Source organism: Streptomyces calvus (assembly GCF_006782915.1).
GTDB lineage: Bacteria > Actinomycetota > Actinomycetes > Streptomycetales > Streptomycetaceae > Streptomyces > Streptomyces calvus.
Window position 1 is genome coordinate 27,668 of record NZ_VCNP01000034.1, and the last position, 22,770, is coordinate 50,437.

Below are 22,770 nucleotides of genomic sequence, written 5' to 3' on the forward strand. Positions count from 1 at the left end.
GGCCTGCGCGCCCCGCGCCGAGGACGCCGCGTCGACGGCTGCAGGGGCCCGCAGCGGCGAGCGGGAGCCGCCACGGGCGTGTTCACCGGCAGCCGCAGGCCGCCAGTGCCGTGGCCGCCGCGTCCAGGGCGGACTGGGCCGCCACCGGGTTGCCGGTGCCGTTGGCGAGGAACGCGAAGGCCAGCAGCCGGCCGTCCCGGTCGACGACGGTGCCCGCCAGGGTGTTCACACCGGTGAGCGTCCCGGTCTTGGCGCGTACGACGCCGGCCGCGCCGTCGGCGTAGCGGCCGGCCAGGGTGCCGGTGAAGCCGGCCACGGGCAGACCGGTGAGGGCGGGGCGCAGTTCGGGGTGGGCGGGGTCGCCGGCCTTGACGAGGAGCGCGGTGAGGAGGTCGGCGGTGAGCCTGTCGTTCCGGTCGAGGCCGCTGCCGTCCTTGACGACCGTGCCCTGCACGGGCAGGCCGAGCCGCTTCAGCCGGGCGGTGACCGCGGCTCCGGCGCCGGCGAAGTCGGCGCGCTCGCCGGTGGCGAGGGCGGTGTGCCGGGCGAGGGCCTCGGCGAGGTCGTTGTCGCTGTGGGTCAGCATCCGTTCGACGAGCGCGGCGAGCGGCGGCGAGGAGACCGTGGCGAGGGTGGTGGCGCGGGTGGTGGACTTCGACGGGCCGGGAGGCGTGGCCTTGACGCCGTGCTCCCGCAGGAGGTCGCCGAATTTCCGCGCGGCGTCGGCGGCCGGGTCCGGGACGCGCGCCACCGGGCCGCTGGTGGAGTCGTCGGTGCGGCCCTCGTCGGCCATCAGCGGGGTGACGGCGGCGAGGTTCGGGTTGACCCCGATCGGGTGCATTGTGCCGCCCTTGTACAGGGTCGTGTCGTAGGAGAGCGTCACCTCGCGCACGCCGCGGCGGGCGAGGGCGGCGGCGGTCCGCTCGGCGAGGTCGCGCAGGCCGGCGAGCCCCTTGGCGTCCGCGCGGGCGGTGAGCGTGGGGTCGCCGCCGCCGACCAGGACGACTTCCTTGGTGTCGGGTTCGTACACCGCGCGGGTGGTGAGGCGGTGGTCGGGGCCCATCGCGGAGAGCGCGGCGACGGCGGTGGCGATCTTGATGGTGGAGGCGGGCGTGAGGGCGTTCGCTGAGCCGGTGCCGTACAGCCGGTCGCCGGTGGCCACGTCGACCACGGCGGCGGAGCGGCGGCCGAGCGCCGGGGACCTCAGCAGCGGGTCGAGGACGCCGGCGAGGGCCTTGCCGCCGGGCGCCGACCGGGTGGTGGTGGCGGTGCCGCCGAGGCCGGTCAGCACGGAGGCGGCGGGCGGTGCGGCCTGCGGTCCGCGGGGCGGCGTACCGGCGTGGGCGGGGGCGCCGCCGTGATCTGTGCCACGCGCGGCCTCCAGGGCGGCGGCCCGGTGCCGCTCGGCCGTACGCTGACCCGAGGAGTCCCAGGGACCGGCGGCGGTCACCACTCCCGCGGCCAGCGCCAGACCGGCGGTGGCGGCGGTGGCGGCGAACCGCCAGGTCTTCGGCCGCGTGCCCCGCGGGACCCGCGGTGATCCCGGCCGGTCCGGCCGCGCGAACCGTGGCCCGGCGGCCGCGGCGAGGCGCGCCAGACGTGGTCGTACGGTCTCCGCGGCCCGGGCGAGACGTGGCCGTACGGTGCCCGCGATCCGCACCACGTGCGGTCTCGCGGCCCGCCAAGGCCTCAGCTCTGGCACGACCACCAGCCCCTTTCGCGATCACACACCTGCGTGAGGGACACTTAACCACCAGAACTATGTGCTGATCATGGAGGAGCGTCCGGTGGAGTTCGACGTCACGATCGAGATCCCGAAGGGTTCGCGGAACAAGTACGAGGTGGACCACGAGACGGGTCGGATCCGCCTGGACCGTCGGCTCTTCACCTCGACCGCCTACCCGACCGACTACGGCTTCGTGGAGAACACCCTCGGCGAGGACGGCGACCCGCTGGACGCGCTGGTCATCCTCGACGAGCCGACGTTCCCGGGCTGCCTGATCCGCTGCCGCGCGATCGGCATGTTCCGCATGACGGACGAGGCGGGCGGCGACGACAAGCTGCTCTGCGTCCCGTCGACGGACCCGCGCGTGGAGCACCTGCGCGACATCCACCACGTGTCCGAGTTCGACCGCCTGGAGATCCAGCACTTCTTCGAGGTCTACAAGGACCTGGAGCCGGGCAAGTCGGTCGAGGGCGCCAACTGGGTCGGCCGGGTGGACGCCGAGGCCGAGATCGAGCGGTCCTACAAGCGCTTCAAGGAGCAGGGCGGCCACTGAGCCCCCGCCGCGAGCACACCGGGACGGGCCGTACGCGCACGCGTGCGGCCCGTTCTGCTGTGCCTGCGCATACTGAGCCTGTACGGGGCAGGTGTAGGGACGGTGTCGTACAGGGAGAGCTGAGCAGGTGACGGACGCGGAGGACCGCAAGCCGCAGTCGGACGAGGCGCGGAGCACGTTCATGCCTCCCGCCGGTGTGGCGGCACCGGCCGACAGTGAGTCGTCGACGACGTCCGAGTTCGCCGTGCCCGAGGGGCTGGCCGTCCCGAAGACCACCGGTACGGAGTCCGAGACCACCTCGGAGTTCGCCGTTCCGGACGGTTTGGGCGTGGTGGCGCCGCCGCAGGCCGAGCCGGAGGGGTCGGCGTTCAGCCCGCCCAGCACCTACAGCGCGAAGCAGGCGCCGACGGCGTTCACCCCGCCGAGCGGGATTCCGCTGGTCAGCCTGGCCAGGGACGTGCCGTGGCAGGACCGGATGCGCACGATGCTGCGGATGCCGGTGACCGAGCGGCCGGCGCCGGAGCCGGTGCAGCGGCACGACGAGGAGGCGGGGCCGGCCGTGCCGCGCGTCCTCGACCTGACCCTGCGTATCGGCGAGCTGCTGCTGGCGGGCGGCGAGGGCGCCGAGGACGTGGAGGCGGCGATGTTCGCCGTGTGCCGCTCCTACGGCCTGGACCGCTGCGAGCCCAACGTCACCTTCACCCTGCTGTCGATCTCCTACCAGCCGTCCCTGGTCGACGACCCGGTCTCCGCCTCCCGCACGGTGCGCCGCCGCAGCCCCGACTACACGCGGCTGGCGGCCGTGTACCGGCTGGTGGACGACCTCAGCGACGACGAGACCCACGTCTCCCTGGAGGAGGCGTACGGGCGGCTGGCGGAGATCCGCCGCAACCGGCATCCGTATCCCGGCTGGGTGCTGACCGGCGCGAGCGGGCTGCTCGCGGGCGCGGCCTCGGTGCTGGTCGGCGGTAACTACCTGGTGTTCGTCGCCGCCGCGATCGGCGCGATGCTCGGCGACCGGCTGGCCTGGCTGTGCGCGGGGCGCGGGCTGCCGGAGTTCTACCAGTTCACGGTGGCCGCGATGCCGCCGGCCGCGATCGGGGTGACGCTGACGCTGGCGCACGCGGACGTGAAGGCGTCCGCGGTGATCACCGGTGGGCTGTTCGCGCTGCTGCCCGGGCGGGCGCTGGTGGCGGGCGTGCAGGACGGGCTGACGGGCTTCTACATCACGGCGTCGGCGCGTCTGCTGGAGGTGCTGTACTTCTTCGTCGGCATCGTGGCCGGGGTGCTGACGGTGCTGTACTTCGGCGTGCAGCTGGGCGCCAAGCTGAACCCGGACGCGGCGCTCGGCGTCTCCGAGCGCCCGCTGTGGCAGATCGGCGCGTCGATGCTGCTGTCGCTGACGTTCGCGGTGCTGCTCCAGCAGGAGCGGTCCACCGTGGCGATGGTGACCCTCAACGGCGGCGTCGCCTGGGTGGTGTACGGCGCGATGCACTACGCGGGCGACATCTCACCGGTGGCGTCGACGGCCGTGGCGGCCGGTGTGGTGGGTCTGTTCGGACAGTTGCTGTCCCGGTACCGGTTCGCGTCCGCGCTGCCGTACACCACGGCGGCGATCGGCCCGCTGCTGCCCGGTTCCGCCACGTACTTCGGTCTGCTGGGCATCGCCCAGAACGAGGTCGACTCGGGGCTGGTGTACCTCACGCAGGCGGTGGCGCTGGCCATGGCCATCGCGATCGGCGTGAACCTCGGGTCGGAGATCTCGCGGATGTTCCTGCGGATCGGCTCCGCGGAGAAGCGCCGGGCGGCGAAGCGGACGCGGGGCTTCTAGCCGCCCCGCGTCCGCCCCGCGGCCCTTCGCGCGCGGTCAGTAGCCGCCGTTGTACGGCTGCTGCCGGCTCTGGTCGTAGTACGGGTCGTTTCCGTACGGCTGCTGCGGCTGCGGCTGCTGGGGCTGCTGCGGGTAGCCCTGGTCGCCGTAGGGCTGCTGCGGGTAGCCCTGGTGGCCGTACGGCTGCTGGGGTCCCGGCTGGGGGCGGCCCTGGTTGCCGTAGTGCTGCTGCTGGGGCGGCTGCGGGGTGGCCGGGGTGATGCGGCGCAGCTGGGTGGTGGCGTCGTCCATGACGGGCGGCTGCGGGTGCTGCGGCACGGCGGCCGGGGCCTCGTCGGCGGCGCGCTTCTTCTTGCCGCGCTCGCGCAGGTACTCGACGATGATCGGCACCACGGAGATGAGGACGATCAGGACGAGGATCGGCTCGACGTTCTTCTTGATGAACTCGATCTGGCCGAGCCAGTAACCGGCGAGGGTGACACCACAGCCCCAGGCGACACCGCCGATGACGTTGTACGTGAGGAACGTGCGGTACTTCATACGGCCGGCGCCGGCCACGATGGGGGCGAAGGTGCGCACGATCGGGACGAAGCGGGCCAGGACGATCGCCTTGGGGCCGTACTTCTCCATGAACTCGTGGGCCTTCTCCAGGTTCTCCTGCTTGAAGAGTTTGGAGTTGGGCCGGTTGAACAGCTTCGGGCCGAAGAACTTGCCGATCATGTAGCCGACCTGGTCGCCGATGACGGCGGCCAGGACGATCAGCGTGCACACCAGCCACAGCGGCTGACTGATGTAGTTGCCCTCGGCCACGAACAGACCCGCCGTGAACAGCAGGGAGTCGCCGGGCAGGAACGCGAAGAGTCCGGATTCGGCGAAGACGATCAGCAGGATGCCGGGCAGGCTGAACGTCTCGATCAGGTAGTCCGGGCTCAGCCACTCGGGGCCGAGCGCAAGGGTGGTCACGGGATTGTGGCTCCTGCTGCTGGAGGGAGACGGGCTGGGACTGGCAGCCCAAACGTATCAACGCAGCCGTGGGGTTCCAGGTTCCACCGGCCCTCCGGGGTGCACGCAGCGGGTGGCGGTGGTCGTGGCCCGGGAGCGGGACCCGGGCCACGACCACCGCTCAGGAGGTGTGCCGGGCGGCGTTCGCGAGGATCGCGTCGCGCAGGTAGGCGGCGAAGCCCGGCCGGGCCTGGTCGAGGTTCCGCGTGAAACGCTCGTCCGAGACGTACATCTCGCCCAGGCAGGTGTGCATCTCGTACCCGCAGTCGTAGTGGTTGCGGGAGATGCCCTGCCGGTGCGCCTCGGCGGCGTCCATGGCCGCCTCGGAGTCGGCGGGCTCACCGGCCTCCATCAGGGCGACGAAGCGCCGGGTGAGCTCGTCGGTCTCGGCCTGGATGCGCTGCCAGTCCTCCTTCGTGTACGAGGCGGTCCGCTCCCGGGACTGGCGGTAGGCGTCGGTGTCGCCCCAGCGTTCCTGCACCTCCTCCTCGTACTGGTCGGGGTCGAAGTCACCGAAGACCTCGAACTTCTCCTCGGGCGTGAGGTTGATGCCCATGCTGCGTGCCTCCATGGCGTGCTCCACGGCCGCCGCCATCTTCTGCAGTCTCTCGATCCGGGCGGTCAGCAGTTCGTGCTGCCGGCGCAGGTGCGCGCGCGGGTCCGCGGCCGGGTCGTCGAGCAGGACGGCGACCTCGTCGAGCGGGAAGCCGAGCTCCCGGTAGAACAGGATCTGCTGCAGCCGGTCGAGGTCGGCGTCGCTGTAACGCCGGTGGCCCGCGCGGCTGCGCTCGCTGGGTACGAGCAGGCCGATGTCGTCGTAGTGGTGCAGCGTGCGCACCGTGACGCCGGCGAAGCCGGCCACCTGTCCCACCGAATAGCTCACTTCCGCTCCCTTCTGGGTACGCACTCCACCCTGGGCCCTCACGCGACGTGAGGTGCAAGCCGGTGACGGAAGCAGTCGGAGGGACGTGAGCCGGCGGGCGGTCAGGAGGGGAAGCCGCCGCTCCTGACCGCCGCGACGAACGCCGACCACGCGGACGCGGGAACGATCACGGCGGGCCCGTGGGGAGTCTTGGAGTCACGTACGGGGACGCCGGAGGAGAAGTGGTCCAGCACTTCGAGGCAGCTGCCTGCCTCGGGGCCGCTGTACGACGACTTCCGCCAGCCGTCGAGCAGGGCGCCATCCGCTATGAGGGACTCAGTCACCACGTCCGTACTCCTTCGCGATCGCCTGCATCATGGCGGTGGACTCCGCGAGCGGCAGCGCGTCGCTCAGTGCCTGGCTTCCGCTCCCGTCGGGGTACGCACTCCACCCTGGGCCCTCACACGACCTGAGGACAAGCCGTGTACGGAAGCAGACGGAGGCCAGGGGAACGCCTGGACGTGAGCCGGCGGGCGGTCAGGAGGGGAAGCCGCCGCTCCTGACCGCCGCGACGAACGCCGACCACGCGGACGCGGGAACGATCACGGCGGGCCCGTGGGGAGTCTTGGAGTCACGTACGGGGACGCCGGAGGAGAAGTGGTCCAGCACTTCGAGGCAGCTGCCTGCCTCGGGGCCGCTGTACGACGACTTCCGCCAGCCGTCGAGCAGGGCGCCATCCGCTATGAGGGACTCAGTCACCACGTCCGTACTCCTTCGCGATCGCCTGCATCATGGCGGTGGACTCCGCGAGCGGCAGCGCGTCGCTCAGTGCCAGGCTTCCGCTCCCGTCGGGGTACGCACTCCACCCTGGGCCCTCACACGACCTGAGGACAAGCCGCGTACGGAAGCGGACGGAGGCCAGGGGAACGACTGGACGTGAGCCGGTAGGCGGTCAGGAGGGGAAGCCGCCGCTCCTGACCGCCGCGACGAACGCCGACCACGCGGACGCCGGAACGATCACGGCGGGCCCGTGGGGGTTCTTCGAGTCGCGTACGGGAACGCCCCGGCGGTGACCGTCGAGGACTTCGAGGCAACTGCCGCCCTGGTCGTTGCTGTGGGAGGACTTACGCCAGCCGTCGCGCAGGGCGCCATCCGCTATGAGGGACTCAGTCACCACGTCCGTACTCCTTCGCGATCGCCTGCATCATGGCGGTCGGGGGACTCCGCGAGCGGCAGGGCGGCGCTCAGTGCCAGGCTTCCGCTCCCGTCGGGGTACGCACTCCACCCTGGGCCCTCACACGACCTGAGGACAAGCCGCGTACGGAAGCGGACGGAGGCCAGGGGAACGACTGGACGTGAGCCGGTAGGCGGTCAGGAGGGGAAGCCGCCACTCCTGACCGCCGCGACGAACGCCAACCACGCGGACGCCGGAACGATCACGGCGGGCCCGTGGGGGTTCTTGGAGTCACGGACGGGGACGCCCGCAGGGTGACCATCCAGCACTTCGAGACAGCTGCCCTGGTCGGGTCCGCTGTACGACGATGTGCGCCAACCGGTCGCTATGGAGGCATCCGGGATGCTGTGCTCAGTCATGGTGTCCGTAGTCCTTCGCTGTCGCTCTCATGAGGGCCAAAGACTCACGCTGAGGCAGGGCGTCCCCCAGCGCAAGATCGTAGGTGTCGCGGAACCGCTCGACCATCGCTGGGGAGTCATGCACCACGCCCGTGTGCAGACCCTCGACGTACGCCACCGAGGGCTGGTCGTCGAACGCCATGAGCGTCAGCATGTTCTGCAGCAGGGGGTGGGCACCCAGGCCGAAGGGCAACACGTGCACACGAATGCGATTCGCCTCGGCCAAGCGAACAACGTGCATGATCTGCTCCGCCATGACACCCGCCCCGCCGACCGGCCGACGCAGCACGGCCTCATCCAGCAGGGCCCACACTACGGGCGTCACCGGATCCGCCAGGATCTCCGCTCGCTCCAGCCGTGTGACAACGGCCCTGTCACACTCCTCTTCCCTCAGAGGAGGGAAGGCAACACCCAGAACCGCACGCATGTACCTTTCCGTTTGCAGGATGCCCGGCACATAGGACAGAGCGAACTCGCGAATCATCGTGGCTTGTTGCTCGAACGCTCGCGCCGCTTCGAAGTGGTCGGCGACTGCGCGATCGTTGCGCGGCAGAAAGCTGCTCAGCACGTTCCCCGTGCCCAGCGCGTTGTCCAGCCGCCGTGCGTCCTCCCGGGACGGCACCCTGCGGCCCGCCTCGATGTGCGCGATGTGCGTTCGCGTCATGACCGCCGCCTCGGCGAGCTGTTGCTGTGTCAGTCCTGCGGTCTCGCGCCGCTCCCTGAGCCAGTCGCCGTAGTTGGTGCCCACGCGATCAACTCCTCTGTGACAAATGCTCTGTCACCTCGAACCCCCTGGTGAGCCTAGTACGGGCCGTCTCACTCTGTAGGTCGGTCGCTACGGAACGCGACATCGATCACGGAGTCACCTCATGCTCGACCTCATCGCCCGCCTCCTCGAACCGCTGCTCGGCCGCGTCGCCCCCGGTACCGGACGACGCCGGCTCGACGCTGCGGGCGGATACGACCCTCCGCCCGTCGTGGGCCCGGCCCCACGCCAGTTCGGCGCACGCCCGCTGCGCGGCGAGGACCACAGCCTCGTACGCCCCTACGTCCTCGCGCACGAGCGCCGGGAACGGGAGCGGCGCCGACTGGCCCGGCGCCGCTCCCTGCTGATCGCCCCCAAGGGCATCCACCTGCTCCCGTACCCGACTCACCGCCTGGGACTGACCGCATGACCCACCACGCCCTCACCCCCGCCCGCCTCCTGCCCTGGGCGGGCCCCGAAGGCAAGCCCTGCTACCTCCTGAGCGACGGCGGCGGGCGGTTGTCCCGGGCCGCCGACATCGCCGAGGGCGTCCAGCTCGACATGGCGGCCGGTCTGCTCGATCACCTCGCCGACATGCTCCGCGACGACGAGCAGGTGAGCGCCGTCCAGCTCCGTTACCTCTTGGCCCGCATGGGCGAGGCCTTGACCGACGTGTGCCGCATCGCGGAGAGCAGGGGCGCCCGCCTGGCCGTGTACACGGACTTCGACGCCGAATCGGATCCGGGCAGTTGAGGTCGGCTCAGCGGCTGAGTCGCGCGAACCGGCGTACCGCCAGCGGGAAGAACACCGCGAGCAGGGCCAGCGGCCAGGCGACGGCGGCCCACACGTGGCCCGGCTCGCCGCCGGGGCTGCCGAACAGGTCGCGGACGGCCGTGGCGGTCTGGGACATCGGGTTCCACTGGACGAGCGTGCCCAGCCAGTCCGGCATGGACTCGGGCGCCGCGAAGGCGTTGGACAGGAAGCCGACCGGCCAGACCAGGATCTGCACGGCCTGCACCAGTTCCGGTTTCCCGGCCACCAGCGCCAGGTGGATGCCGATCCACAGCATGGCGAACCGGAACAGCAGGAGCAGCCCCACGGCGCCGAGGAAGCCGGCCGCGCCGCCCTGCGGCCGCCAGCCCAGCGCGGCGGCGACGGCGAGGAGCACCGCGAGGCCGAGCGCCGACTGGAGCATGTCGGCGGCGGAACGTCCCACCAGCACCGCTCCGTTGGCCATCGGCATGGAGCGGAAGCGGTCGATGACGCCCTTGTCGAGGTCCTGGGTGACGGCGACCATGGTGCCCTCCAGGCCGAAGGCCATGGTGAGCGCGAGCATGCCGGGCACCAGGAAGTCGAGGTAGTCGCCGCTCACGCCCCGGCCGCCGCCGACCAGGTAGCCGAACATCAGCAGCAGCATCACCGGGAAGACGAGGTTCACCACCACGGTGACGGGCTGCCGCTGCCAGCGGGCGAGTTCGCGTCGGGTCATGGTCCAGGAGTCGGTCAGGGCGTACGCAGGGGTGGTCATGCGGCCTCCTTCACTCGGTCGCCGGATGCGGTCAGCCGCAGGAACACCTCGTCCAGGGTGGGCCTCCGCAGGGCGATGTCCTCGGCCTCGATGCCGGACTCCGACAGCGCGCGGACGACGCCGGCCAGGGCCGCCATGCGGTCGGTGACCGGCGCGCTCAGCAGCCGCCGGTCGGTGTCGACGGTGACCGCGTCCTCGGGTACGGGCAGGAGGGCCGCGGCGGCGGCCAGTTGTCCGGCGTCGCGCAGTACGACGTCGATGCGGTCGCCGCCGACGGCCGCCTTCAGCTCGTCCGGCGTGCCGTCGGCGACGACCCGTCCGGCGTCCACCACGGAGACGTGGTCGGCGAGTTGGTCGGCCTCCTCCAGGTACTGCGTGGTGAGCAGCACCGTCGTGCCGCCGCCGACCAGGGAGCGGACGGAGTCCCACACCTCCGCGCGGCCGCGTGGGTCGAGACCCGTGGTGGGTTCGTCGAGGAAGAGCACCTCCGGTTCGGTGATCAGGGAGGCGGCGAGGTCCAGGCGGCGGCGCATGCCGCCGCTGTACTGCTTCACCGCCTTGTGTCCGGTGCCGGACAGCTCGAAGCGCTCCAGCAGTTCGCCGGCCCGTGCGCGGGCGCTTCGCGCGCCCAGGTGGTGCAGGCGGCCGAACAGCTCCAGGTTCTGCCGGCCGCCGAGTTCCTCGTCGAGTGCCGCGTGCTGGCCGAGCAGGCCGATGCGCAGCCGGACGGCGTACGCCTCGCGCACGACGTCGTGTCCCGCCACCTCGACCCGGCCCGCGTCGGGCCGCAGCAGGGTGGCCAGGATCCGCACCAGGGTGGTCTTGCCCGCGCCGTTCGGTCCGAGTACCGCGTGCACCGTGCCGCGCGCGACCGTGAGGTCGAGCCCGTCCAGTGCGGGTCCGCCGTTCTTCGCTCCGCTGCCGCGGTACGTCTTGCGCGCTTCCTCGACGGTGATCGCCGCGTCCGCTGCCACTGGGACTCCCTTGCTAGTCAAACTTGACTACTGCGCCGACCGTATACCCGTCGACCTCATTGGTCAAACTTGATTACCGGGCGTCCCCGGGATGCCGCTCCCCGGTCGCGTACGGGTTCTCCTCGCCGTCGGCCAGGACACCGACGAACGGCTCGCCCTCACCGGCGAAGGTGTAGGCGCCGCCCTTGATCCGCTCCATGAGCGCGCGCGTCCACTCGGCGCCCGTGTCGGCGGAGTGGACCCAGAAGTCCATGATCTCCCCGATGTGGCCCAGCTGACCGGGGCCGTCCGCGGGCGTGTAGTACTCGGTCACGGCGCTGCGCCACTCCCCGATGGCCCGCAGTCGCCGCTCCAGCAGCTCCAGGGCCTCCTCCCGGCTCAGGTCGACCATGAGGCCCAGCCCCGCCGAGAGCACGTCCGGCTTCTGGTCGTAGGAGGTCAGGGACTCCCGCAGCAGCCGGAAGTACGCCTCGGTGCCCTGCTCGGTGACCTCGTACTCGGTGCGCGGCGGGCCGCCGGCCGTGGACGGGGCGATCTCGTGCGCGTGCAGCAGGCCCTCCTTGGCCATCTGCTTCAGGGCGTGGTAGATCGAGCCGGGCTTGGCGTTGGACCACTCGTGCGCGCCCCAGTACTCCAGGTCGTTGCGCACCTGGTACCCGTGGGCCCGCCCGTGCTGGCGCACCGCGCCGAGCACGAGGAGACGGATCACTGACATGCGCCCAGCCTAGGGCTTTGCCGTTCGGAGCAACCCCGGGGTCACGGGCGTCGCGGTCGCGCCCGGGTTCAGGAGCCCAGCTCGTCGAGCAGGGCGAAGACCAGGCCGTCGAACGGGCGTGTGGTGTCGCTGTAGGTGTTCACCATCATCATCACCGCCGTTCCGTTCTCCCGGTCGAACGCCGCGCAGGTGCTGAACCCGTAGGTGCCGCCGTTGTGCCACGTCACCGTCCGGCCGTCGGACAGCGTTCCGAAGTGCCAGCCGAGCCCGAGCCGCAGGCCCGTGGCGGGGTCGGTGAAGTGGATGCGCTGCGTCAGCTCGATCGCGTCCCGCAGCGGTGAGCGCTCCGGGCGCAGTTGGGCGTCGAGGTAGCGGAGCATGTCGTCGGCGGTGCTGTAGATCGAGGTGCCCGCGCCGCTGAGGACGCGGTCGCGCCAGTCGGGCACGGCCTCGCCCTCCATGTGGCCGACGGCCTTGCGGGACGCCATGTCCGGTCGCAGGGTCGTGGTCGTGTCCCGCAGGCCCAGCGGTGCGGCCACCCGGCGCCGCAGCATCGCGTCCACGCCGTCGAAGGCCAGCGCCTGACCGAGCAGCCCGAAGCCCAGGTTGGAGTACGCGTACGTGCTGCCCGGCTCGTTGTGCAGCGCGGTCCGGGGCAGACCGGCGGCCAGGTCCTCCAGCGTGTAGTGCGCGTACGGGTTGTACGGGTCCGCCCCGTCCAGGAGGTTGGCCGGGAGGCTGGGCAGGCCGGAGGAGTGGGTGGCCAGGTCGCGCAGGGTGATCCGCCGGGTCGTCCCGCGCGGGACGGTGAACCCGGGCGGCAGGCGGAGCGGCGTGTCCAGGCGCACCGTGCCCGCGCCCACCGCGCGCGCCAGCGCGGTGGCGGTGAGCGTCTTGCCGATCGAGCCGAGCTGGAACACGGTTCTGCCGTCGGGTGCGGGGCCGTCCTGGCCGGCACCGGCCACATGCCGCCGGGCGCCGCGGATCACGCCGAACACCGCGCTCGGTGCGCCGGCGGCCAGCGCGCGGTCGAGGTACGGACGCACCCGGGCGGCCAGACCGTCCCCGGCCGCCACGGCCCTGCCCGGTACCAGCGCCGCACCGGCCGCGGCCGCCGCCGTGCCCAGCAGCCTCCGTCGGTCCACCGGCCCCTCCTTCACCGCCCCGTCACCGCCCCGTACCGCCCGCGCGCAGTCGCCGCACTAGAACGGGAAGCGGCTGCGGCCGTACTGCACCGAGATCCACTTCACCGTGGTGAAGGCGTCCAGCATGCTCTCGCCGTTGAGCCGGCCGATACCGGAGTGCTTCTCACCGCCGAAGGGCACGATCGGCTCGTCGTGCACGGTGCCGTCGTTCACGTGGAACATGCCGGTGTCGATCCGCCGGGCGAAGTTCACGCCCCGCTCGATGTCACCGGTGTGCACGGCACCGCTCAGCCCGTACGGGGTGTCGTTGACGATGCGTACGGCCTCCTCCTCGCCGTCGAACGGGACGAGGAAGGCCACGGGCCCGAAGACCTCCTGGCGCAGCAGCGCGGAGTCGGCCGGCAGGCCGGTGAGCACCGACGGCTCGACCAGGTTGTCGGTGCGCCGGCCGTGCACCAGGGCGGTGGCGCCCTCGGCGAGCGCCTGATCCACCACGGCGCACAGGTCGTCCGCCTGACGGGAGTTGATCACCGGGCCGACGACCGTCTCCGGGTCGCGCGGGTCGCCTGCCTTGAGGGACGCGACCTTGGCGACGAACCTGCTCGTGAACTCCTCGGCCACCGAGCGGTCGACCAGCACGCGGTTGGCGGCCATGCAGACCTGGCCCTGGTGGACGTACCGGCTGAAGACGGCCGCGTCCACGGCGTAGTCCAGGTCGGCGTCGTCGAGCACCACCAGGGCGCTGTTGCCGCCGAGTTCGAGGACCGTGCGCTTGAAGTGGGCGGCGCAGACCGTCGCCACATGGCGGCCGACCGCGTCCGAGCCGGTGAAGGAGATGACCTTGGGGACGGGGTGCTCCAGGAAGGAGTCGCCGATCTCCGCGAGGTCGGTGACGACGACGTTCAGCAGCCCGCCGGGCAGTCCCGCGTCCTCGAAGATCTTCGCCACCAGGGTGCCGCCGACGACCGGCGTGTCCTGGTGCGGCTTGAGCACCACGCCGTTGCCGAGCGCGAGCGCGGGCGCGACGGACTTCAGCGACAGCAGGAACGGGAAGTTGAAGGGGCTGATCACGCCGACGACGCCGACGGGCTCCCGGTAGACGCGGTTCTCCTTGCCGTCCACCGGCGAGGCGATGATCCGGCCCTCGGCGCGCAGCGCCAGATGGGCCGCCTCGCGCAGGAACTCCTTGGCGAGGTGCAGTTCGAACGCCGCCTTGAGACGCGTGCCGCCCAGCTCGGCGACGATCGCCTCGGAGATCTCCTCCTCGCGCTCCTCGACCAGCCTCAGCGCCTTCTCCAGCACCGCGCGGCGGGCGTACGGATTGGTCGCCGCCCACTCCTTCTGCACGCGGGCGGCCGCCCGGTAGGCCTGATCGACCTCGTCGACGGTGGCTATGGTGATCGACGCCAGCTTCTCGTCGTCGTACGGGTTGAAATCGATGATGTCCCAGGAGCCGCTGCCCGGGCGCCACTCACCGTCGATGTACTGCTGAGCCAGGTCGGTGAAGTACGACGACATGTGATCCCTCGATCCCTTGCTGCGCCAGCAGAACACTGAGCCGTGGCATGGTCTGATCGCACGTCATCGTACTTGCGTTTCTTACGAGTTGAAGGAGTGCTCTAGGACAGTTGCAGCAGGCCCCGGAGGAGGTCGCGGCTCTCCGCCGGCCCCGGGCTGTCGTGCTGGAGCTCCTTGAGCGCCTTCTCGTACTGGGCCACGTCCTCGGCCTTGTCGAGGTACAGCGCGCTGGTGAGCTGCTCCATGTACACGACGTCGGACAGGTCGGACTCGGGGAAGCTGAGGATGGTGAACGCGCCGGACTCGCCGGAGTGTCCGCCGAGGCTGAACGGCATGACCTGCAACCGCACGTTGGGCCGCTCGGAGATGTCGATCAGGTGCTGGAGCTGGCCGCGCATCACCGCGCGGTCGCCGTACGGCCGGCGCAGGGCGGCCTCGTCGAGGACGACGTGGAACTCGGGGGCGTTCTCCGAGACCAGGTACTTCTGCCGCTCCAGGCGCAGCGCCACCCGGCGCTCGACGTCCTCCTCGCTCGCGCCCTTCATGCCGCGCCGCACCACCGCGCGGGCGTAGTCCTCGGTCTGCAGCAGGCCGTGCACGAACTGCACCTCGTAGGCGCGCAGCAGCGAGGCCGCGCCCTCCAGTCCCACATAGGTGGGGAACCAGCTGGGCAGCACGTCCGAGTAACTGTGCCACCAGCCCGCGACGTTGGCCTCGCGGGCGAGGGAGAGCAGCGAGGTGCGCTCCTGCTCGTCCGTGATGCCGTACAGCGTCAGCAGGTCCTCGACGTCCCTGGTCTTGAAGCTCACCCGGCCCAACTCCATCCGGCTGATCTTCGACTCGGAGGCGCGGATCGAGTAACCCGCCGCCTCACGCGTGATCCCCCGCGCCTCACGCAGTCGCCTGAGTTGTGATCCGAGCAGCATGCGCCGCACCACCGATCCCGGCTCTCCCGCGCTCACGTTCGCCAGCCTCCCCAACGTCTTCAGGGCCCGAAGTCTGCCACTAAAACACTTCGAGCAGTACTCGTGCGATTACGCAAACGGGATCGAGCCGGGGGACAACGAGCAGGAAGGAGCACGGAAGGGGCGTGGGTGAAGCACGGCGGGGAGCCCGGGAGTGGCCGGCAGGGAGCAAGGGGCAGCAAGGCGGAGGCAGGGGACAGCCCGGCGGAGAGGAGAAGATGACGGAAAAATTGGCCAACAAAATCGTACGGGCAGGTCGAATTCGGACAGCTGCACGTGCATCTGCCCTTGCATCTGCTGTAAGCATCCGAAACCATGGTCTCCGCACCACCGCCGCATCGCTACGACCGCGAATCCCGGGAGTGCCTCGCATGGGGACGAATGGATCGACCATGCTCGAGCCGTTACGGCAGGGCCTTCCGCCGCTGAACCTCGCGGCCGCCTCCGACGCCGCCTCCTGCGCCCTCCCCGCCCGCTACGAAGCGGTGCGCGAAGCCCGGCAGTTCACCCGCAAGACCCTCGACCAGTGGGACCTGGGCGACCGCTTCGACGACGTGTGCCTGGTGGTCTCCGAACTGGTCACCAACGCCCTGCGGCACGCCCTGCCCGCCAACACCTCCCGCCTGACGGCCCAGGACCCGCCGGTACGGCTGCACCTGCTGCGCTGGACCGAGCGCCTGGTGTGCGCGGTGCGCGACCCCAGCGACGAGAGTCCCGTGGCCCGCGACTCGGACGACTTCTCCGCCGAGTCGGGACGCGGCCTGTTCCTGGTCGACTCCTTCAGCGACAGCTGGGGCTGGCACCCGATGGCGGGCGCGCTCAGCGGCAAGGTGGTCTGGGCCCTGTTCCGGCTCCAGGGCCCCGCCGGCCGGACCGTTCCCGGCGCCTGACGGAACGCGGGGCTCCTGGCGCCTGACGGAACGCGGCATTCCCGGCGTCGGACGGAGCGCGGCTTCCCGGACGGCGCGGCTTTCCGCGCGACTCCGCCTGCCGCGCGTCTCCGCCTGCCGGGCACCTCCACCTGCCGGGCACCTCCGGCCACTCCGTGCCGTCCGGTCACTCCCGTACCGCACGAGGGGGCGCAACGCGGCACGCCCGGAGCACGGGTGGTCCCGCGCCGAGTGCCGCGGACGGGTCAGCCGGCGACGAGGTGGTCGAACTCGCCGTCCTTCACGCCCAGCAGCATCGCCTCGATCTCCGCGCGGGTGTAGACCAGCGCGGGACCGTCGGGGAAGCGGGAGTTGCGCACGGCCACCTCTCCGCCGGGCAGCCGGGCGAACTCCACGCACGACCCCTGCGAATTGCTGTGCCGGCTCTTCTGCCAGGCCACGCCGTCGAGCCTGGTGGCCGCCATGCCGTTGTACACGCCGGACGCGTCGGCACCCTCGTACCCGTCACCGTCGTACACGTCGTGGTCCACAGGTCGCTCCCCGCTGGTGCACTGGCTGGTGTGGCCATTGATGCAGTGGTCAACTGACCCGGATCATAGCTTTGTTCATGTGCTGATGCATGGGCAGATGCACGTGCACGCGGGGTGTTGTCGCGGTTACAGCGTGGACGGTGCTGCCGCACCCGCTTTGACGGACCTTTGACGAACCCCGCTCTCCATGGAGACGCGCGGAAAGCCCCCCGTGTTCCATCGTGTTTCCCTTTGTCGCCTCCTCATGCCGGGCGGCGGGGGTTTTTCTCCGTCAGGGGGTCGAGTACGGCGTGTTCTCCGTCAGCGGGTCGAGTACGGCAGCAGCGCCATCTCCCGGGCGTTCTTGATCGCCCTCGCCAGCTGCCGCTGCTGCTGGGACGTCACCCGGGTGACGCGGCGGCTGCGGATCTTGCCCCGGTCGGAGATGAACTTCCGCAGCAGATCGGTGTCCTTGTAGTCGATGTACGTGATCCCGGCCTGGTCGAGGGGGTTGGGGCGGGTCTTGGCGGGACGGCGCTCGGACTTGCGGGGCATGACGGTCAGACCTCCAGGAGGGTGTCGAAGGAGTGGGGCAGCCGCTGCCAGGCGTCGGGCCCGGCGGCGTACTCGGCGTCGGTCAGCAGGCAGGACTCCAGGAGCTGTTCGAGCCCGTCGCGGTCGAGGCCGGGTGAGGTGAAGACGAGGTGCTGGCAGCGGTCGCCGTGCTCGGGGTGCCAGTCCAGGGCGGCCGCGGCGCGGCGCACCGGCGGGACCATCTCCCAGGCGGCGTCCGGCAGCGCGCCCAGCCAGGGCCCGGCGCTCTCCACGCACAGGGCGCCGCCGGCCGCGTCCCAGTGGTACAGCGTGTCCGGCTTGTCGGCGAGCCAGAACCGGCCGCGGCTGCGCGCCGCGGCGCAGGTCAGGTCCTCCAGCGCGGCATACAGGCGCTCGGGGTGGAAGGGGCGGCGCCGGTGCCAGACGAGGGTGGCGACACCGTGCGCGTCGGCCTCGGCGGGCAGCAGCGCGCAGGCCGGGTGCTGGGCGGCGGCGGCCGCCTCCACGTCGAAGCCGGCGAGCGCGGCCGCGGCGAGCGGAGCGGAGCCGTCCGCCGGCCGGTCGATCGGGACCCGGCGGGCCGTCGGGTGCAGCTGGGTGAGCAGCTCGTGGTCCTCCTCGTCGGCCTCCGGTGAGTCGGCGACGGCCAGGACGGGGGCGTACTCCAGCTGGCGGGCGAAGGTGTCGGCGACCGTGCGCTGGTCGGACGGCGCGGCGGCGAGGCCGCCGTCGGCGAGGTCGTCGCCGTTGGCCAGGTACGGCAGCAGCAGGGCCGGGTCGACGGCGGTGATCACCGCGGTGACGGTGAAGCCGCCGGCGGCGACGACCTCCGCCATGGCCTTCGGCTCGACGGAGTCCCACAGTTCGACGACGGCGAGCGGAGTGTCCCCGGCGTCCGCGAGCCGTTCCAGCTCGGGCACGAGGTCCTCGCGCAGGGCGCAGCAGGCGCAGTCGTTGACGAGAGGCGCCTCGCCCGCGGACAGCACACCGGTGGCGTCGCGCACGGTCCGTACGACCGTGCCCGCGGTGGCCGTCTCCAGGTCGTGGTGGAGCACGACGCTGCCGGGCACGTCGGCGAGCAGACGCGCCACGGCGGCCCTGCGGGCGTCGGCGTGCAGGCCGCCGACGACGGCCACGGACATTGTCACGCCGCACCTCGCTTGCCGTACCGGCGCTCGAAGCGCTCGACGCGGCCCGCGGTGTCCATGACGCGCGCGGTGCCGGTGTAGAAGGGGTGGCTGACGTTCGAGATCTCGACGTCGACGACCGGGTAGGTGTGGCCGTCCTCCCACTCGATGGTCTTCTCGCTCGTCATGGTGGAGCGGGTGAGGAAGGCGTGCCCGGCGGCGCGGTCGCGGAAGACGACGGGGCCGTAGGCGGGGTGGATTCCCTTGCGCATGGCGGTGTTCAGCGCTCCTCTCGGAAGTCGACGTGCCGTCCGGCGATCGGGTCGTACTTGCGCAGCGTCAGGCGATCGGGGTTGTTGCGGCGGTTCTTGCGGGTCACGTAGGTGAAGCCGGTGCCGGCGGTGGACCGGAGCTTGATGACCGGACGGAGTTCGTTGCGTGCCATGCTGGTACCTTACTGAAAATGATTCCCATTTACATAATGGAGTGGGAACGACGTTCGAGAGAGGTGCATCACCCGTGTCCGCGCACTGCATGCTCACCGGCGCCCAGCCGGGCTTCGGCAACCGGATCTCCCACTCGCACCGGCGCACGTCCCGCCGCTTCGACCCGAACATCCAGACCAAGCGCTACTGGCTGCCCAGCGAGAACCGTCACGTACGGCTGCGGCTGAGCGCGCGGGCCGTCAAGACCGTCGACACCATCGGCGTCGAGGCGGCGGTGGCCCGCATCCGCGCACGCGGCGTGAAGGTCTGACGCACGACACCGGGACGAGGACGGCGACCGAGGAACCGACGGAGAACAGGCATGGCGAAGAAGAGCAAGATCGCGAAGAACGACCGGCGCCAGGAGGTCGTCGCGCGGTACGCCGCGCGACGGGCGGAGCTGAAGGAGATCATCCGGCGGCCGTCCAGCACGGCCGAGGAACGGGCGGAGGCGCAGCGCGAACTGCGCCGTCAGCCGCGCGACGCGAGCGCCACGCGCGTGCGCAACCGCGACCAGGTGGACGGCCGCCCGCGCGGGTACTTCCGCGCGTTCGGACTCTCCCGCGTGAGCCTGCGGGAACAGGCCCACGCGGGATACCTGCCGGGCGTGCGCAAGTCGTCCTGGTAGCCGCCCGCGCAGCGCTTCCCGGCCGGTGCCCGTGCGGGTGCGAAGTGCGTCACGGAGGGCTGGTGGGCCGCCCGGTGGTTCCTGTTAGCTGACTGCGGTCGTCCGGCCGACGGGGCCGGCAACAGCTAGGGGGCTTGCAGTGACTTCGGCTTCGGTGACGAACGCGTCCGCATCGCCGGCACCACGCGGGGTGCGCTCCCGGCGCGTCCGGGCCGCGGCGGCGGCCCTGGGCGTGGCCGGAGCGCTCGCGCTGACGGCGTGCGGCGGGGACGGTTCCGGCGACTCGGACGAGTCCACGGCCGCCCCCGCCCCGTCGGCCACGGACTCCGGTGGCACCGACGGCGGTTCCGGGCCGAGCGGCGCCCCGGCCGGCGAGCTGGAGGGCAGCTGGCTCACCACCGCCGGCGGCAGGGCCGTGGCCCTGATGTTCAACGGAGAGAAGGCGGCCCTGTTCGCCACGGGCGGCACCGTGTGCAGCGGCACCGCACGGCAGAGCGCCGGGACCCACTCGATCCGCCTGAAGTGCTCCGACGGCAACGAGGACCGGACCAACGGCACCGTCGACTCCGTCGGCGGCAGCTCCCTGAAGGTCACCTGGGACGGCCCCCTCGGCACCGAGACCTACACCAAGGCCGACGGCGCCGAGCTGCCGACGGGGCTGCCGACGGCCGGGCTGGGGTCGTAGGGCGGGCCGATGCCCACGACGGGCCCCGGCGGCCGGTTCGGCGACGGAGCGGCGGCGGGTGCGTGATGATGATCCACGGGCACGTCCACGACCCCGGAGGACCACTCATGCGCGCCACGCCGATCGCCGTACCCGCCCTCGCCGCACTCCTCCTGCTGACCGCCTGCGACACCGACGACGGCGGCCGGGCGGACGCCGACGCGAAGCCGCGGAGCACCGCCTGTTCGCCCGGCGCAGTGGACATGGAGGTCGGGCCCGCGAGCGTCGCCCCGGCCGCCGGGGACACCGGCGAGGTTCCCGTGAGCGTCACCAACCGGGGCGCGCCCTGCACCCTGGACGGCTTCCCCGAGGTGCGGCTGGCCGGCCCCGCCGACACCTCCGCCGTCGAGGTGCGGCCCACCGAGGGTGCCAGGGCCCAGAAACTGACGCTGGCGAAGGGCGGCTCCGCGTCCTTCACCCTCACCTACGAACGCGGCACGCCCGGCGACGGCTCCTTCGACGCCGAGCACCTGCGCGTCGGCCTCCCCGGCGACACCGGTGACCCCGGCATCCGCACCTTCCGCTGGTCGTACGGCCCGGTCGCGGCCGAGGTGAGCGGCGGCCACAAGGTCTCCGTGAGCGCGTACCAGCAGGCGGGCGACTAGCACGGTCCCCGGCCGACCCTAGGAGCCCTTGCCCGGCAGGTGGGGCCGGGCCCTGACCTGCGCGTCGTCGGCCGCCCGTGCGCCTTCCTCCCAGCCCGCCGCGTCGCTCACCCCGCGCAGCCGCGTGGTCGTCGTCTCCGGGAACAGCCGGTCCGTGCGGTCGGTGACCGCGACCGCACGGGAGGCGAGCACCGGGAGCAGATCGCCGCTCACCTGCGCTTCGGCGACGGCGGCGAGGCGCGTGCCCACGCGGTGCGCGTAGGAGGCGAGGAAGGACTGCCGGAAGGTCTTCGTCCGCTTCCTTCCGCCGGCCCGCTGCGCGGCTTCCGCCCTGGTCATCGCCGTGGTGGCCTGCACCAGCAGCGAGGTGTAGAGGAGTTCGACCGCCTCCAGGTCACCGGCGAAGCCGACCACGGTGGAGAAGCCGAGCGCCTCGTTCCACACGGCCCGGCAGTGGTTGGCCCCGGCCACCGCGTCCAGCAGCACCGCCTTGGCCTGCTCGTACGGCGGCTCCACGCCGATCCGGCACGCGTCCGGCGTCTCGGCGGCCGGCGTCCGCGCGGCGAGCAGCGCCTCGTCCACGCTGTGCCGCGCCATCAGCTCCTGCGCCTTGGCGCTGAGCGCCTCCGCCTCCTCGGGGAAACCGGTCGCCTCCGCCTTGGCGAGCAGCGCGCGGATGCGGCCGAGCATCCGCGGCTCCGGCCGCCGCTCGCGCGGGCCCGGGTCCACCGCCTCGTCCAGGGGTTCGAGGGCGGGCAGGCGCAGCAGCAGGCGGTACAGCTCCAGCACGGCCGTGGCGTACGAGAAACGGTCACCGCGCGGGGCGGGTTCCGGGTCCAGCGCGTCGAGCTGGGCCTGCCAGCGGGGGCCGCGGGGCCGGTCGTCGCGCGGCGCCTGCGCGCGGATCAGCGCCGAGACGATCCGGACGTGCACCTCGTCCAGTTCGCGCCGGACGATCCGTACGACGTCGGCGGGCTGCCAGCCGCGCCGCCAGGCGGATGCCACGAACTCCTCGCCGCGCCGGGCGAGTTCGGCGTCGGCCGCCGGGTCGGCGGCGAGCAGGGAGGCGCCGGTGTCGAGGGCGGCGTCGGTGGCGTCGTAGAGGGCGGCTTCGAGGGCGCGGTCGACGGTGCTGGACGTGCTCACGGCCCGATCGTGCCATGCCGCGGCCCACCACCCGAAAGTGTCAACCAAGGGTTGACACCCCCCTACTGTCAACTTACGGTTGACACATGTCGACGAACCCAGCCATCACGTCATCCGTACGTCTCGACGACCTCATCGCGGCCATCAAGAAGGTCCACGAGGAACCCCTCGAACAGCTCCAGGACGCGGTGCTCGCCGGCGAGCACCTCGGCGACGTGGCCGACCACCTGATCGGCCACTTCGTGGACCAGGCCCGGCGTTCGGGCGCCTCCTGGACGGACATCGGCCGGAGCATGGGCGTCACCCGGCAGGCCGCCCAGAAGCGTTTCGTACCGAAGGAGGGCACCGACCTCGACCCGGGCCAGGGCTTCAGCCGCTACACTCCCCGCGCCCGCAACACCGTCATGGCCGCGCACAACGAGGCCCGCAAGGCGCGCAACGCCGAGGGCCTCCCCGAGCACCTGGTCCTCGGCCTGCTGGCCGAGCCGCAGGGCCTCGCGGTGCTGGCCCTCACCGAACAGGGCGTCAGCGTGGAGGCGGTCCGCGAGGCCGCGCGCGCCGCGCTCCCGCCGGCCGTCGAGGACGCCCCCGACCTCGTGCCGTACGGCCCGGCGGCCAAGAAGGTCCTGGAACTCACCTTCCGCGAGGCCCTCCGCCTCGGCCACAACTACATCGGCACCGAGCACCTCCTGCTCGCCCTGCTCGAACACGAGAACGGCGAGGGCCTCCTGAGCGGCCTGGGCATCGACAAGGCCGCCATCGAGCGGTACGTCGCCGAGGCGCTCGCCCGGTTCACCGCCGCGCCCACGGAGGAGGCGGCCGGGCCCGGCACGGCATCGGAGGACTGACTGCCGAAGGCGCCTGCGGCCGAAAGGAAGCGCAGGTCGGGACGGATTGTCAGACCC

Annotated in this window: 30 protein-coding genes; 10 read left to right on the plus strand and 20 right to left on the minus strand. The window is 71.9% G+C overall.

Translation table 11 applies throughout. The features are described from left to right. Positions 1-82: 82 nt before the first annotated feature. Complete coding sequence (gene dacB / locus FGW31_RS15345; protein WP_142193983.1) at positions 83-1,708, minus strand: D-alanyl-D-alanine carboxypeptidase/D-alanyl-D-alanine endopeptidase; 1,626 nt, start codon at positions 1,706-1,708, stop codon at positions 83-85. 79 nt (positions 1,709-1,787) lie between these two features. Here dacB and FGW31_RS15350 point away from each other — a divergent pair, with 79 nt between their 5' ends. Together FGW31_RS15350 and FGW31_RS15355 are read left to right on the plus strand one after the other, a co-directional pair. Beyond that, a complete protein-coding gene (locus tag FGW31_RS15350) occupies positions 1,788-2,279 on the plus strand; it encodes an inorganic diphosphatase (RefSeq protein ID WP_006132604.1) in 492 nt (163 codons plus the stop codon). Between the two features lie 127 nt (positions 2,280-2,406). Further along, positions 2,407-4,110 carry a threonine/serine exporter family protein gene (locus tag FGW31_RS15355; RefSeq protein WP_142193984.1) on the plus strand — a complete coding sequence of 568 codons (1,704 nt, stop codon included), beginning with the start codon at positions 2,407-2,409 and terminating at the stop codon, positions 4,108-4,110. A 36-nt stretch (positions 4,111-4,146) separates the two neighbouring features. On the opposite strand, the gene FGW31_RS15360 is transcribed toward FGW31_RS15355, so the two are convergent. The 7 genes from FGW31_RS15360 to FGW31_RS15390 all read right to left on the minus strand — a co-directional run bounded on the left by FGW31_RS15360 (position 4,147) and on the right by FGW31_RS15390 (position 8,354). Beyond that, positions 4,147-5,073, minus strand: coding sequence for a DedA family protein (locus FGW31_RS15360; protein WP_142193985.1), 927 nt, complete (start codon positions 5,071-5,073; stop codon positions 4,147-4,149). Between the two features lie 160 nt (positions 5,074-5,233). Then, positions 5,234-5,995, minus strand: coding sequence for a MerR family transcriptional regulator (locus FGW31_RS15365; RefSeq protein WP_142193986.1), 762 nt, complete (start codon positions 5,993-5,995; stop codon positions 5,234-5,236). Between the two features lie 101 nt (positions 5,996-6,096). Next, a complete protein-coding gene (locus FGW31_RS15370) occupies positions 6,097-6,318 on the minus strand; it encodes a DUF397 domain-containing protein (protein ID WP_142194019.1) in 222 nt (73 codons plus the stop codon). A gap of 193 nt (positions 6,319-6,511) precedes the next feature. Continuing rightward, complete coding sequence (locus tag FGW31_RS15375; RefSeq protein WP_142194019.1) at positions 6,512-6,733, minus strand: DUF397 domain-containing protein; 222 nt, start codon at positions 6,731-6,733, stop codon at positions 6,512-6,514. A gap of 193 nt (positions 6,734-6,926) precedes the next feature. Next, positions 6,927-7,148 carry a DUF397 domain-containing protein gene (locus FGW31_RS15380; protein WP_142194020.1) on the minus strand — a complete coding sequence of 74 codons (222 nt, stop codon included), beginning with the start codon at positions 7,146-7,148 and terminating at the stop codon, positions 6,927-6,929. Between the two features lie 197 nt (positions 7,149-7,345). Further along, complete coding sequence (locus FGW31_RS15385) at positions 7,346-7,567, minus strand: DUF397 domain-containing protein (RefSeq protein WP_142193987.1); 222 nt, start codon at positions 7,565-7,567, stop codon at positions 7,346-7,348. After that, positions 7,560-8,354 (minus strand): helix-turn-helix domain-containing protein, encoded by a 795-nt coding sequence (locus FGW31_RS15390; protein ID WP_142193988.1) that lies wholly within the window; start codon positions 8,352-8,354, stop codon positions 7,560-7,562. Before FGW31_RS15390 ends, FGW31_RS15385 begins: the two co-directional genes overlap by 8 nt. A 121-nt stretch (positions 8,355-8,475) precedes the next feature. Between FGW31_RS15390 and FGW31_RS15395 the strand changes: the two genes are divergently transcribed. Then, on the plus strand, positions 8,476-8,781 hold the full coding sequence (locus tag FGW31_RS15395; protein WP_142193989.1) for a hypothetical protein: 306 nt from the start codon (positions 8,476-8,478) through the stop codon (positions 8,779-8,781). Continuing rightward, a complete protein-coding gene (locus FGW31_RS15400) occupies positions 8,778-9,104 on the plus strand; it encodes a hypothetical protein (protein ID WP_142193990.1) in 327 nt (108 codons plus the stop codon). Before FGW31_RS15395 ends, FGW31_RS15400 begins: the two co-directional genes overlap by 4 nt. 7 nt (positions 9,105-9,111) lie before the next feature. Here the strand turns inward: FGW31_RS15400 and FGW31_RS15405 are convergent, their stop codons facing one another. From FGW31_RS15405 to FGW31_RS15430, 6 genes are all read right to left on the minus strand, one after another. Continuing rightward, on the minus strand, positions 9,112-9,879 hold the full coding sequence (locus FGW31_RS15405) for an ABC transporter permease (protein ID WP_142193991.1): 768 nt from the start codon (positions 9,877-9,879) through the stop codon (positions 9,112-9,114). Further along, positions 9,876-10,853, minus strand: coding sequence for an ATP-binding cassette domain-containing protein (locus FGW31_RS15410; RefSeq protein ID WP_142193992.1), 978 nt, complete (start codon positions 10,851-10,853; stop codon positions 9,876-9,878). The genes FGW31_RS15405 and FGW31_RS15410 overlap by 4 nt, the downstream gene beginning before the upstream one ends. A 73-nt stretch (positions 10,854-10,926) precedes the next feature. Beyond that, complete coding sequence (locus FGW31_RS15415) at positions 10,927-11,568, minus strand: PadR family transcriptional regulator (RefSeq protein ID WP_142193993.1); 642 nt, start codon at positions 11,566-11,568, stop codon at positions 10,927-10,929. Positions 11,569-11,636: 68 nt separating this feature from the next. Then, on the minus strand, positions 11,637-12,713 hold the full coding sequence (locus FGW31_RS15420; protein ID WP_142193994.1) for a serine hydrolase domain-containing protein: 1,077 nt from the start codon (positions 12,711-12,713) through the stop codon (positions 11,637-11,639). A 57-nt stretch (positions 12,714-12,770) separates the two neighbouring features. Then, positions 12,771-14,231 carry an aldehyde dehydrogenase family protein gene (locus tag FGW31_RS15425; RefSeq protein ID WP_142193995.1) on the minus strand — a complete coding sequence of 487 codons (1,461 nt, stop codon included), beginning with the start codon at positions 14,229-14,231 and terminating at the stop codon, positions 12,771-12,773. A gap of 101 nt (positions 14,232-14,332) precedes the next feature. Next, positions 14,333-15,157, minus strand: coding sequence for a helix-turn-helix domain-containing protein (locus FGW31_RS15430; protein ID WP_142194021.1), 825 nt, complete (start codon positions 15,155-15,157; stop codon positions 14,333-14,335). Between the two features lie 431 nt (positions 15,158-15,588). Here FGW31_RS15430 and FGW31_RS15435 point away from each other — a divergent pair, with 431 nt between their 5' ends. Continuing rightward, entirely contained in the window at positions 15,589-16,086 is a 498-nt protein-coding gene (locus FGW31_RS15435) for an ATP-binding protein (protein WP_142193996.1), read from the plus strand. Positions 16,087-16,331: 245 nt separating this feature from the next. On the opposite strand, the gene FGW31_RS15440 is transcribed toward FGW31_RS15435, so the two are convergent. The 5 genes from FGW31_RS15440 to rpmG all read right to left on the minus strand — a co-directional run bounded on the left by FGW31_RS15440 (position 16,332) and on the right by rpmG (position 18,722). Next, positions 16,332-16,616, minus strand: coding sequence for a DUF397 domain-containing protein (locus FGW31_RS15440; protein WP_142193997.1), 285 nt, complete (start codon positions 16,614-16,616; stop codon positions 16,332-16,334). Between the two features lie 300 nt (positions 16,617-16,916). Further along, positions 16,917-17,150 (minus strand): 30S ribosomal protein S18, encoded by a 234-nt coding sequence (gene rpsR, locus FGW31_RS15445; RefSeq protein WP_142193998.1) that lies wholly within the window; start codon positions 17,148-17,150, stop codon positions 16,917-16,919. A gap of 5 nt (positions 17,151-17,155) precedes the next feature. Further along, positions 17,156-18,292 carry a CobW family GTP-binding protein gene (locus tag FGW31_RS15450; RefSeq protein WP_142194022.1) on the minus strand — a complete coding sequence of 379 codons (1,137 nt, stop codon included), beginning with the start codon at positions 18,290-18,292 and terminating at the stop codon, positions 17,156-17,158. A 2-nt stretch (positions 18,293-18,294) separates the two neighbouring features. Then, positions 18,295-18,549, minus strand: a complete 255-nt coding sequence (locus FGW31_RS15455) for a type B 50S ribosomal protein L31 (RefSeq protein ID WP_142193999.1) — start codon at positions 18,547-18,549, stop codon at positions 18,295-18,297. 8 nt (positions 18,550-18,557) lie between these two features. Beyond that, positions 18,558-18,722 carry a 50S ribosomal protein L33 gene (gene rpmG / locus FGW31_RS15460; RefSeq protein ID WP_142194000.1) on the minus strand — a complete coding sequence of 55 codons (165 nt, stop codon included), beginning with the start codon at positions 18,720-18,722 and terminating at the stop codon, positions 18,558-18,560. Positions 18,723-18,796: 74 nt separating this feature from the next. Here rpmG and rpmB point away from each other — a divergent pair, with 74 nt between their 5' ends. From rpmB to FGW31_RS15480, 4 genes are all read left to right on the plus strand, one after another. Next, on the plus strand, positions 18,797-19,033 hold the full coding sequence (gene rpmB, locus FGW31_RS15465; protein WP_142194001.1) for a 50S ribosomal protein L28: 237 nt from the start codon (positions 18,797-18,799) through the stop codon (positions 19,031-19,033). A 51-nt stretch (positions 19,034-19,084) separates the two neighbouring features. Further along, entirely contained in the window at positions 19,085-19,390 is a 306-nt protein-coding gene (gene rpsN / locus FGW31_RS15470) for a 30S ribosomal protein S14 (protein WP_142194002.1), read from the plus strand. A gap of 154 nt (positions 19,391-19,544) precedes the next feature. Further along, positions 19,545-20,075 carry a hypothetical protein gene (locus FGW31_RS15475; protein WP_142194003.1) on the plus strand — a complete coding sequence of 177 codons (531 nt, stop codon included), beginning with the start codon at positions 19,545-19,547 and terminating at the stop codon, positions 20,073-20,075. Positions 20,076-20,182: 107 nt separating this feature from the next. After that, positions 20,183-20,719, plus strand: a complete 537-nt coding sequence (locus FGW31_RS15480) for a DUF4232 domain-containing protein (protein WP_142194004.1) — start codon at positions 20,183-20,185, stop codon at positions 20,717-20,719. 18 nt (positions 20,720-20,737) lie between these two features. Here FGW31_RS15480 and FGW31_RS15485 read toward each other — a convergent pair whose 3' ends face one another. Continuing rightward, entirely contained in the window at positions 20,738-21,865 is a 1,128-nt protein-coding gene (locus tag FGW31_RS15485; protein ID WP_142194005.1) for a DUF2786 domain-containing protein, read from the minus strand. 86 nt (positions 21,866-21,951) lie between these two features. Between FGW31_RS15485 and FGW31_RS15490 the strand changes: the two genes are divergently transcribed. Beyond that, entirely contained in the window at positions 21,952-22,713 is a 762-nt protein-coding gene (locus FGW31_RS15490) for a Clp protease N-terminal domain-containing protein (protein ID WP_142194006.1), read from the plus strand. Positions 22,714-22,770: the final 57 nt, after the last annotated feature.